Origin of the sequence: Pseudomonas sp. NPDC098747 (assembly GCF_044760045.1) — a bacterium.
In the GTDB taxonomy this organism is placed as follows: domain Bacteria; phylum Pseudomonadota; class Gammaproteobacteria; order Pseudomonadales; family Pseudomonadaceae; genus Aquipseudomonas.
Map to the genome: position 1 here is coordinate 83,830 of NZ_JBIWAL010000013.1, position 9,778 is coordinate 93,607.

The following is a 9,778-nucleotide window of genomic DNA, read 5'->3' on the forward strand; positions in this document are numbered from 1 at the left end:
AGCACTGGCCTATGCACATTCGGCATAATGCCCGTGTGACGCCGCGTGCGCGGCAGACGTGTGACCTGTTTTGGTGCGTGTCCGGGAGGACGTGATGAATCTGGAAAGCAAATGGCTCGAGGACTTCAGTGCTCTGGCCGCCACCCGCAGCTTCTCGCAGGCGGCCGAACGACGTTTCGTGACTCAGCCAGCATTCAGTCGGCGGATCCGCAGCCTCGAAGCGGCGCTGGGGCTGACCCTGGTCAATCGTTCGCGCACGCCGATCGAGCTGACCGCCGCCGGACAATTGTTTCTGGTGACCGCGCGCACCGTGGTCGAACAATTGGGTGAAGTGCTGCGCCATTTGCATCATCTGGAAGGCGGGCAGGGCGAAGTGATGCAAGTCGCCGCCGCTCACTCACTGGCACTCGGTTTCTTCCCCCGCTGGATCGCGCAGTTGCGTAATGAAGGGCTGAACATTGCCACGCGGCTGGTGGCGACTAACGTCGGTGACGCCGTGCATGCGTTGCGCGAGGGGGGGTGTGATCTGATGCTGGCGTTCTATGACCCGGACGCGGCGATGCAGATGGACCCGGAGATTTTCCCGTCGCTGCATTTGGGCCAGACCGAAATGTTGCCGGTGTGCGCGGCGGATGCCGATGGCAAACCATTGTTCGATCTGGAAGGCGAAGCCAGTGTGCCGTTGCTCGCCTACAGCGCCGGGGCTTTCCTTGGGCGCTCGGTGAACGGTTTGCTGCGCCAGCGTGGACTGCGCTTCACCACCATCTACGAAACCGCGATGGCCGACAGCCTCAAAAGCATGGCGCTGGAAGGCCTCGGCATTGCCTGGGTGCCGCAGTTGAGCGTGCGCAACGAACTCGCCCGTGGCGAACTGGTGGTCTGCGGCGGCCCGCAATGGCATGTGCCGCTGGAGATTCGTCTGTATCGCTGCGCACTGGTGCGCAAGGCCAACGTTAGGTTGTTGTGGCGCAAGCTCGAGGGAGGGGCTGCACAAAATTCTTGAGTCCATCGAATAACCCTGTGGGAGCTGGCTTGCCAGCGATTGCGGTGGGTCAATCACCCTCTATGTTTACTGACACGACGTCATCGCTGGCAAGCCAGCTCCGACAAGGGATTTGCGGTGTTTCTGGACTGACCTTCAAGTCAATAAAACCGGGCTTTTGCGGCAGATGACAGATGGTCGTGCAGGGGGCTGTTTATTGCTTTCTTTGCGGTATACTGCGCGGCCTTTGGCCGGTACGACCGGCCATTTTTCGTACAATCAAGCCACGCAACCTGCGTGGCTTGTTGTTTTTGACGCGCCTGCGGGCGCCCAGAGAGAAGAGGCGCGACGATGAGTGCACTGGTTGGCGTGATCATGGGCTCCAAGTCCGATTGGTCCACCCTTAGCCACACCGCCGATATGCTGGAAAAGCTCGGCATTCCGTACGAGGTCAAGGTGGTTTCTGCTCACCGTACCCCGGATCTGCTGTTCCAGTACGCCGAAGAGGCTGAAGGCCGCGGCATTGAGGTGATTATCGCCGGTGCCGGTGGCGCAGCTCACTTGCCAGGCATGTGTGCGGCCAAAACCCACCTGCCGGTGCTGGGCGTTCCGGTGCAGTCGGCGATGCTCTCGGGCGTTGATTCGCTGCTGTCGATCGTGCAGATGCCAGCCGGCATTCCGGTCGCCACCCTGGCCATCGGCAAGGCCGGCGCGATCAACGCAGCCTTGCTCTCGGCGAGCATCCTCGGTGCCAAGCATCCGCAGTTCCACGCGGTGCTGAAAACCTTCCGTGCCGAGCAGACAGACAGCGTCCTGGACAATCCAGACCCACGTATTGCCTGAGGTTGTTGAGATGAAGATCGGTGTAATCGGTGGCGGCCAGTTGGGTCGCATGTTGGCCTTGGCGGGCACCCCGCTGGGCATGAACTTCGCTTTCCTCGACCCTGCGCCGGACGCCTGTGCGGCCGCGTTGGGCGAACACCTGCGGGCGGATTACGGCGATCAGGATCATCTGCGCCAATTGGCCGATGAGGTCGATCTGGTGACCTTCGAGTTTGAAAGCGTCCCGGCTGAAACCGTAGCGTTTCTCTCGCAATTCGTACCGGTCTATCCAAGCGCCGAAGCCCTACGCATCGCTCGCGACCGCTGGTTCGAAAAGAGCATGTTCAAGGACCTGGGCATTCCAACCCCGGCCTTCGCCGACATTCAATCGCAAGCCGATCTGGATGCTGCCGTGGCTTCGATCGGTCTGCCGGCCGTGCTGAAAACCCGCACTTTGGGTTACGACGGCAAGGGTCAGAAAGTCCTGCGCACGCCTGAAGACGTGGTTGGTACCTTTGCCGAACTCGGCAGCGTTTCTTGCCTGCTGGAAGGCTTCGTGCCGTTCACCGGTGAAGTCTCGCTGATCGCCGTGCGCGCTCGCGATGGTGAAACCAAGTTCTACCCGTTGGTGCACAACACCCACGACAGCGGCATCCTCAAGCTGTCGGTTGCCAGCACCGATCACCCGTTGCAGGCGTTGGCCGAAGACTATTCCAGCCGCGTGCTCAAGCAGCTGGATTATGTCGGCGTGATGGCGTTCGAGTTCTTTGAAGTCGACGGTGGCCTCAAGGCCAACGAAATCGCGCCGCGCGTGCACAACTCCGGGCACTGGACCACCGAAGGCGCCGAGTGCAGCCAGTTCGAAAACCACCTGCGTGCCGTTGCCGGTCTGCCGCTGGGTTCGACTGCCAAGGTCGGCGAGAGCGCGATGCTCAACTTTATCGGCGTCGTTCCGCCGGTGGAGAAGGTCATCGCCATCAAAGATTGCCATCTGCATCACTACGGCAAAGCCTTCAAGGCCGGGCGCAAGGTCGGTCACGCCAACCTGCGTTGCGCCGACAAGGCCACGCTTCAGGCGCAGATCCTCAAGGTCCAGGCGCTGATCGCCGAGTAAAACAGTTTCATGTGGCAGCGGCGGAACCATTCAGGGCCGCCGTTCTCTGATGGCAGGATGCCAAAGTCTGACTAGGCTTTGGCATAGCCACTTACTCAGAGGGAAATGTCATGGGAATTATCGGAACCATCTTTATCGGCTTGATCGTCGGCCTGCTGGCTCGGTTCCTGAAACCGGGCGATGACAGCATGGGCTGGATCATGACCATCCTGCTCGGTATCGGCGGTTCGCTGGCGGCCACCTACGGCGGCCAGGCTCTGGGCATCTATCACGCGGGCGAGGGCGCAGGCTTCCTTGGCGCACTGGTTGGCGCAGTCGTGTTGCTGGTGATCTACGGCTTGATCAAAAAGAACTGATCCAAAGCGACAAAGTCCTCTCCGCCAGCGCGGCGGGGAGGGCTAGAATGCTCGGCGATTTAACATCCTTTTTTACCGAGCACTTTCATGCGCCGTCTTCTGTTGACTCTCCTATTGCTGGGCAGCGGTTTGGTCCACGCCAGCGAACTCCCGGAAACCGACTGGCTCGAACTGATGCCCAAGTCGGATCAAAAGGCCCTCGAGGCCATGCCTGAAATCGACCACGACTCCCCGGAAGCCAATGGCACCTTCACCGAGAAGGGCGGCATGAAGCAGGCCAAAGGTTTGCCGGCGGTGATGTATTCGACCAAAACTGTAGCGTCGATGAACGACAAGCACATCCGCATCGGTGGTTATCCGGTACCGCTGGAATCCGACGCCAAGGGCCGCAGCACGCTGTTCTTCCTCGTGCCGTATCCGGGTGCGTGCATTCACGTGCCACCACCGCCGCCGAATCAACTGGTGCTGGTGCGCTATCCGAAGGGTTTGAAACTGGACGACATCTACACGCCGTTGTGGGTGACCGGCACGCTGAAGGTCGAGAAGGTCAACAATGATCTGGCCGATGCGGCCTATGCGCTGGAGGCGGACAAGGTGCGGGTGGTGCAGGAATCTGATCTCTAAAAACCGCCGCATAAAACTGTGGGAGCCAGCCTGCTGGCGATAGCGGTCTGTCAGACACTTTCAAGTTGACTGACACGACGCCATCGCCAGCAGGCTGGCTCCCACATTTCGTATTGCGGTGTGGTTAAAGCGGTTTGCTGGCGACGCTGACGCCCATCGTATGGCTCGCACCCGGTGCCAGAGTCACCACATCACTCATCACATTCGCCGTCTCGATGCACAGCATGCGCTGCCAGCCATCGTTATCCATATCGCTAAGCGCCGCCGCGCGGTCGATCCACGGGTTCCAGATCACCGCCGTCCGCGAGCCGGTGGCGGTCAGCACGATGCGCCGCTCCCACGTCGAGTCGACGATGCTCAGTTGCGGCGGGGTATCGAGGTAGATACGGTCGGTTTCACCGGCAAAATGCAGATCGCCTTGCTGGTTATGGATCTTCCACTCGTCCAGCGTCTCGATGTAATCCAGGCCCGCCACGCCGTCGACATGCACATTGCGCACATCGCTGACAGCAAAGTAGGTGTGCAGCGCCTGACTCAGGCTGACGGTGTCACTGCCATGGTTATGGCTGGTCAGGCTGAATTGCAACTGATCAGACAGATGCAAAGTCAGGGTCAGATCCACCTGATGCGGCCAACCCGGCAGGCCGCCTTCGGGGTAAGGCAACTTGAACTCGACCTTTATGCCGTTGCTCTCGGCTTCGATGCCGCCCAGCTCCCAATCCATCGCTCGCACCAGGCCATGAGCCGGGGCCGGCTCGTCGCTGACGCGCATCGCTTTCACGCTCTGCGGATTGCGCTCGAAGACGCCGAACCATGGCCAGCACACCGGTACGCCGGCGCGGATGCTCTTGCCGGTCTTGAACGTGGCCTTGTCGTTGAGCCAGATAATCGGCGGCTGGCCGTCGATCTGATAACTGAGGATGTGCGCGCCTTGCTGGGCGACCAGCACTTCGGCCTGACCGTGGCGAATGCGCCAGCAGTTCAGTTCATCCAGTTTCACGGCTTCAACGTTTGGCGTGGTCATGGGACAGCTCTCGATCAGACACTTGGGACGACTATCGACCGCAAAACGGCCGCGAGGTTTAACGTGCGCGTGGTGGCACCGAGCGAGTGCGGCCGCTGCCGTCGATGGCAACGAAGACGAATACCGCTTCGGTCACTTTACGCCACTCGCTGGACAGCGGATCGTCGCTCCACACCTCGACCATCATCTGGATCGAGCTGCGACCGATTTCCAGTGTCTGGGTATAAAAGGACAATTGCGCACCGACCGCCACTGGCACGAGAAACGCCATGCGATCAATGGCGACAGTGGCCACTCGGCCACCGGCGACACGGCTGGCCATCGCGGTGCCGGCCAAATCCATCTGCGCTACCAGCCAGCCGCCGAAAATATCGCCAAAGCCGTTGGTTTCGCGCGGAAGCGCGGTAATTTGCAGGGCCAGGTCGCCTTGCGGGATCGGATCTTCTTGTTCGAGTTCTATCATGCCGGGGGGCCTCTGACCCGTGACTCTTCGTGTGTGCTGCTGGTGGTAGCCGTCTTCGGGAAAAACGATTCAGCACCGAACATACTACGTTCGTCACGTTTTCCGTAAGCAACTAAAGGGAAACTCTGCGAAACCGGCTGCGCCGATCAAAGGGCGGGCCAACAACGTTTTCGCACAGCAACCCCCTACAAACCGGGGCAAGTTTGCGAGTATATCGGTCGGTAGACTCCACGACGACCGTCCGGTTCTGATTTCGACCGTCAATTACGCGCCTCTATGTGCTTTTTCGAACAATTTGCTATGGTGCCGAACCTGCCCAAGCCACCGCCAGCGTTGTTGTGGCGGCAGATCCGACTATAAGAGAAGCCCTTGCCATGACCACAGCGCCTTCGAGCCTCGCGCAGCCCGAGCAACCCGCACGACCGTTGACCCGCAATGACTACAAGACTCTGTCGCTGTCCGCCCTGGGGGGCGCGCTGGAATTTTACGATTTCATCATCTTCGTATTCTTTGCCACCGTAGTCGGCAAACTGTTCTTCCCGGCCGACATGCCCGAGTGGCTGCGGATGATGCAGACCTTCGGCATCTTCGCCGCCGGTTACCTCGCGCGGCCGCTGGGCGGCATCGTCATGGCGCACTTCGGCGATCTGCTGGGGCGCAAGAAGATGTTCACCCTGAGCATCTTCATGATGGCTGTGCCAACCCTGATCATGGGCTTGCTGCCGACTTATGCGCAGATTGGCATGTGGGCGCCGATCCTTCTTCTATTAATGCGCGTGATCCAGGGCGCGGCGATTGGCGGGGAAGTGCCGGGGGCGTGGGTCTTCGTTTCCGAACACGTACCGCAAAGGCATATGGGCTACGCCTGCGGCACCCTCACCAGCGGCCTGACCGCCGGTATCCTGCTCGGCTCGCTGGTCGCCACGGCGATCAACAGCATTTATACGCCGACCGAGGTTTCCGATTACGCCTGGCGGATTCCATTCCTGCTTGGCGGCGTGTTCGGCCTGTTCTCGGTTTACCTGCGCCGCTGGCTGCACGAAACCCCGGTGTTCGCCGAGCTGCAACTGCGTAAAGCATTGGCCGAAGAAGTACCTCTTCGCGCAGTGCTGCGTGACCATCGCGGGGCGATTGCGATCTCGATGCTGCTGACCTGGCTGCTCTCGGCCGGCATCGTCGTGGTGATCCTGATGACCCCGACCGTGCTGCAAACGGTCTATCACTTCTCGCCAACCACAGCGCTGCAATCCAACAGCCTGGCGATTGTGTTCCTGAGTTTCGGCTGCATCATTTCCGGTGCGTTGGCTGATCGCTTCGGCGCTGGCCGCGTGTTCGTGTTCGGTTGCCTGGGCCTGTTGATTAGCTCCTGGACCTTCTATCACAGCCTTGCAGATCACCCGAACTGGCTGTTCCCGTTGTATGCCCTGACGGGTTTGCTGGTTGGCACCATCGGTGCGGTGCCGTATGTGATGGTCAAGGCGTTCCCACCGGTGGTGCGCTTCAGCGGGTTGTCGTTTTCGTACAACGTGGCGTACGCAATCTTCGGTGGCCTGACGCCGATGATCGTCAGCCTGCTGCTTAAGGAAAGCCCGATGGGGCCTGCCTACTATGTGGCGGTGTTGTGCGGGGTCGGGATTCTGGTGGGGGCGTGGTTGTGGAAGAAGGGCCGTTGATCCTCACGCTTGCCTGATCATTCCCACGCAGAGCGTGGGAACGATCTTTCGCGCGATGCTGGCCTTTCATCCAATTGTCATATTTCAGCCATAGAGTGTTCACACGGCCTGCTGATACTTGGCCCCGACTTAACACACCTATCTGCTAGGAGTAAGGCATGAAACTGAAGCGTTTGATGGCGGCAATGACTTTTGTCGCTGCTGGCGTTGCGACTGCCAACGCGGCTGCCGCTGTTGACCCTGCTATCCCGAGCTACACCAAGACCACTGGTGTGTCGGGCAACCTGTCCAGCGTCGGCTCCGATACTCTGGCCAACCTCATGACCCTCTGGGCCGAGAACTACAAAAAAGAATACCCGAACGTAAACATCCAGATTCAGGCCGCCGGTTCCTCGACCGCGCCACCTGCGCTGACTGAAGGCACCGCTAACCTGGGCCCGATGAGCCGCAAGATGAAGGACAACGAGCTGCAAGCCTTCGAAACCAAGTATGGCTACAAGCCAACCGCCATCCCGGTTGCCGTGGATGCCCTGGCAGTGTTCGTGCACAAGGACAACCCGATCCAGCACATGACCATGGAACAGGTCGATGCGATCTTCTCGTCCACTCGTCTGTGCGGCGCTAAAACCGACGTGAAAACCTGGGGTGACCTGGGCGTGACAGGCGACCTGGCAAACAAGCCGGTTCAACTGTTCGGTCGTAACTCGGTATCGGGCACCTATGGCTACTTCAAAGAAGAAGCCTTGTGCAAAGGTGACTACAAGCCAAACGTCAACGAACAACCAGGTTCGGCTTCGGTCGTGCAGTCGATCAGCTCTTCGCTGAACGGCGTTGGTTACTCGGGCATCGGCTACAAAACTGCTAGCGTGAAAACGGTAGCTCTGGCCAAGAAAGGCAGCACCGAGTTCATCGAAGACACCGAAGAAAATGCCCTGAACGGCAAGTACCCGCTGTCGCGCTTCCTCTACGTTTACGTCAACAAAGCCCCGAACAAGCCTCTGGCCCCGCTGGAAGCCGAGTTCGTGAAGCTGATTCTGTCCAAACAGGGTCAGGAAGTTGTTGTGAAAGACGGCTACATCCCGCTGCCAGCCAAGGTTGCTGCAAAAGCACTGGCTGATCTGGGTCTGCAAGAAGGCGCTGCTGTCGTAAAGAAGTAACAACAAATTGAGTCCGGGGTGAACCCCCGCGGACTCTAGTAAAGGGCCGGATCTGCTTGGCAGGCCGGCCCTTTACACACCTCAAATTCCCGATCCCCTGCCAGTCCTGCTGGCGGTGGATTTGTTGCGTCACTGCACTGTCATCTTTCTGTCATACAGGATCGCTAGGGTGAGCGCATGAATGATCTGGCCAATTCCCAAATGACTACTAATCCTCCCAAGCGCATTGACTTCAATACGCCTGAGCTGCAACGCAAGCGCCGCATTCGCGCGCTCAAGGATCGCTTCACCCGCTGGTACGTCCTCGTTGGCGGCTTGGCGGTGCTCGCAGCCATTACCCTGATCTTCTTCTTTCTAGCCTACGTCGTTGCGCCGCTGTTCAAAGGTGCCGACCTGACCGTGAAAGATGCCATCACCCCAGCCTGGATGCAGGACGCCGGCAAGCCACTGATGATCTCGCTCGAAGAGCAGAATCAGGTAGCCATGCGCGTCTCCGACAAGGGCCAGGCGCTGTTCTTCGATCTCGACAGTGGCGCTGAGCTGAAGCGCGTCGATCTGTTGTTGCCGGCGGGCGCAACTGTGACCTCCATTGGTGAGGACCAGCCAGGTCATCCGCTGGTCGCCGTGGGCCTGTCCAACGGTCAGGCAGTGGTGTTCCGTCACACCTATAAAGTCAGTTATCCCGATGGCAAGAAAACCATCACCCCGGCTATCGAATACCCGTACGGCAACACGCCGATCGTTTTGAACGAAAGCGGCGGTGCGCTGGAGCACGTCAGCCTCAACGCTACCGATACGACCCTGATGCTGGTGGGGTCGACCGGTTCGCAACTCAACGTTTTGTCGCTGACCAGCGAAGAAAACATGATGACTGGTGAAGTCACCAACGAGCAGAAGCGTATTGATCTGCCGCAGATGACTGAGCCGGTGAAAAACATCTTCGTCGACCCGCGCCAGCAATGGCTGTATGTGGTCAACGGTCGTGCGCAGGCCGACGTGTTCAGCCTGCGCGACAAGAGCCTGAACGGTCGCTACAAACTGCTGGAAAATGCTGACGCCGAAGTCACCGCAACCACACAGCTGGTCGGCGGTATCTCGCTGATCATCGGTGACTCCAAGGGTGGTCTGGCCCAGTGGTTCATGGCCCGCGACCCTGATGGCGAACAGCGTCTGAAGCAGATTCGTACGTTCCAGATGGGCAAATCGCCAATCGTGGAAATCTCTGCCGAAGAGCGCCGCAAGGGCTTTCTCGCGCTGGATGCCGACGGCAAGCTCGGCGTGTTCCACAGCACGGCGCATCGCACATTGCTGGTCGACCAGGTTGTTGAAGGCCAGGGCCTGTTTGGTCTGTCGCCACGCGCCAACCGCGTGATCGTCGAAGCCGGCGGCAAGCTGCAACCGCTGCTGCTCGATAACCCGCACCCGGAAGTTTCCTGGAGCGCGTTGTGGAGCAAAGTCTGGTACGAGAACTACGACGAGCCTAAATACGTCTGGCAATCGACTGCGGCCAACACCGATTTCGAACCGAAACTGAGCCTGTCGCCACTGACCTTCGGCACCCTG

9 protein-coding genes and 1 pseudogene are annotated in these 9,778 nt (G+C 59.5%); 8 read left to right on the plus strand and 2 right to left on the minus strand.

Going from position 1 to position 9,778, the window contains the following annotated elements:
• Positions 1–94: 94 nt before the first annotated feature.
• The 5 genes from ACIQVE_RS11205 (at position 95) to ACIQVE_RS11225 (ending at position 3,898) form a co-directional block, all read left to right on the plus strand.
• Entirely contained in the window at positions 95–1,003 is a 909-nt protein-coding gene (locus ACIQVE_RS11205) for a LysR substrate-binding domain-containing protein (protein ID WP_402807891.1), read from the plus strand.
• A 330-nt stretch (positions 1,004–1,333) separates the two neighbouring features.
• Positions 1,334–1,825 (plus strand): 5-(carboxyamino)imidazole ribonucleotide mutase, encoded by a 492-nt coding sequence (gene purE / locus ACIQVE_RS11210; RefSeq protein WP_007954291.1) that lies wholly within the window; start codon positions 1,334–1,336, stop codon positions 1,823–1,825.
• A gap of 10 nt (positions 1,826–1,835) precedes the next feature.
• Positions 1,836–2,918, plus strand: a complete 1,083-nt coding sequence (locus ACIQVE_RS11215) for a 5-(carboxyamino)imidazole ribonucleotide synthase (RefSeq protein WP_402807895.1) — start codon at positions 1,836–1,838, stop codon at positions 2,916–2,918.
• Positions 2,919–3,028: 110 nt separating this feature from the next.
• Entirely contained in the window at positions 3,029–3,274 is a 246-nt protein-coding gene (locus tag ACIQVE_RS11220) for a GlsB/YeaQ/YmgE family stress response membrane protein (RefSeq protein ID WP_402807896.1), read from the plus strand.
• Between the two features lie 87 nt (positions 3,275–3,361).
• Entirely contained in the window at positions 3,362–3,898 is a 537-nt protein-coding gene (locus ACIQVE_RS11225) for a DUF3299 domain-containing protein (protein ID WP_402807899.1), read from the plus strand.
• Positions 3,899–4,022: 124 nt separating this feature from the next.
• Here the strand turns inward: ACIQVE_RS11225 and ACIQVE_RS11230 are convergent, their stop codons facing one another.
• Entirely contained in the window at positions 4,023–4,922 is a 900-nt protein-coding gene (locus ACIQVE_RS11230) for a D-hexose-6-phosphate mutarotase (RefSeq protein ID WP_402807902.1), read from the minus strand.
• 58 nt (positions 4,923–4,980) lie between these two features.
• Complete coding sequence (locus ACIQVE_RS11235; RefSeq protein WP_003229628.1) at positions 4,981–5,385, minus strand: acyl-CoA thioesterase; 405 nt, start codon at positions 5,383–5,385, stop codon at positions 4,981–4,983.
• A gap of 374 nt (positions 5,386–5,759) precedes the next feature.
• On the opposite strand from ACIQVE_RS11235, the gene ACIQVE_RS11240 reads away from it, so the two are divergent.
• The 3 genes and pseudogenes from ACIQVE_RS11240 to ACIQVE_RS11250 form a co-directional block, all read left to right on the plus strand.
• The gene (locus tag ACIQVE_RS11240) at positions 5,760–7,058 is read left to right on the plus strand and encodes an MFS transporter (RefSeq protein ID WP_402807903.1); all 1,299 of its coding nucleotides are present in this window, start codon (positions 5,760–5,762) and stop codon (positions 7,056–7,058) included.
• A gap of 158 nt (positions 7,059–7,216) precedes the next feature.
• The gene (locus ACIQVE_RS11245) at positions 7,217–8,215 is read left to right on the plus strand and encodes a phosphate ABC transporter substrate-binding protein PstS family protein (protein ID WP_402807904.1); all 999 of its coding nucleotides are present in this window, start codon (positions 7,217–7,219) and stop codon (positions 8,213–8,215) included.
• Positions 8,216–8,392: 177 nt separating this feature from the next.
• Positions 8,393–9,778 (plus strand): annotated as a pseudogene (locus ACIQVE_RS11250) (phosphate ABC transporter permease); the annotation flags it as partial.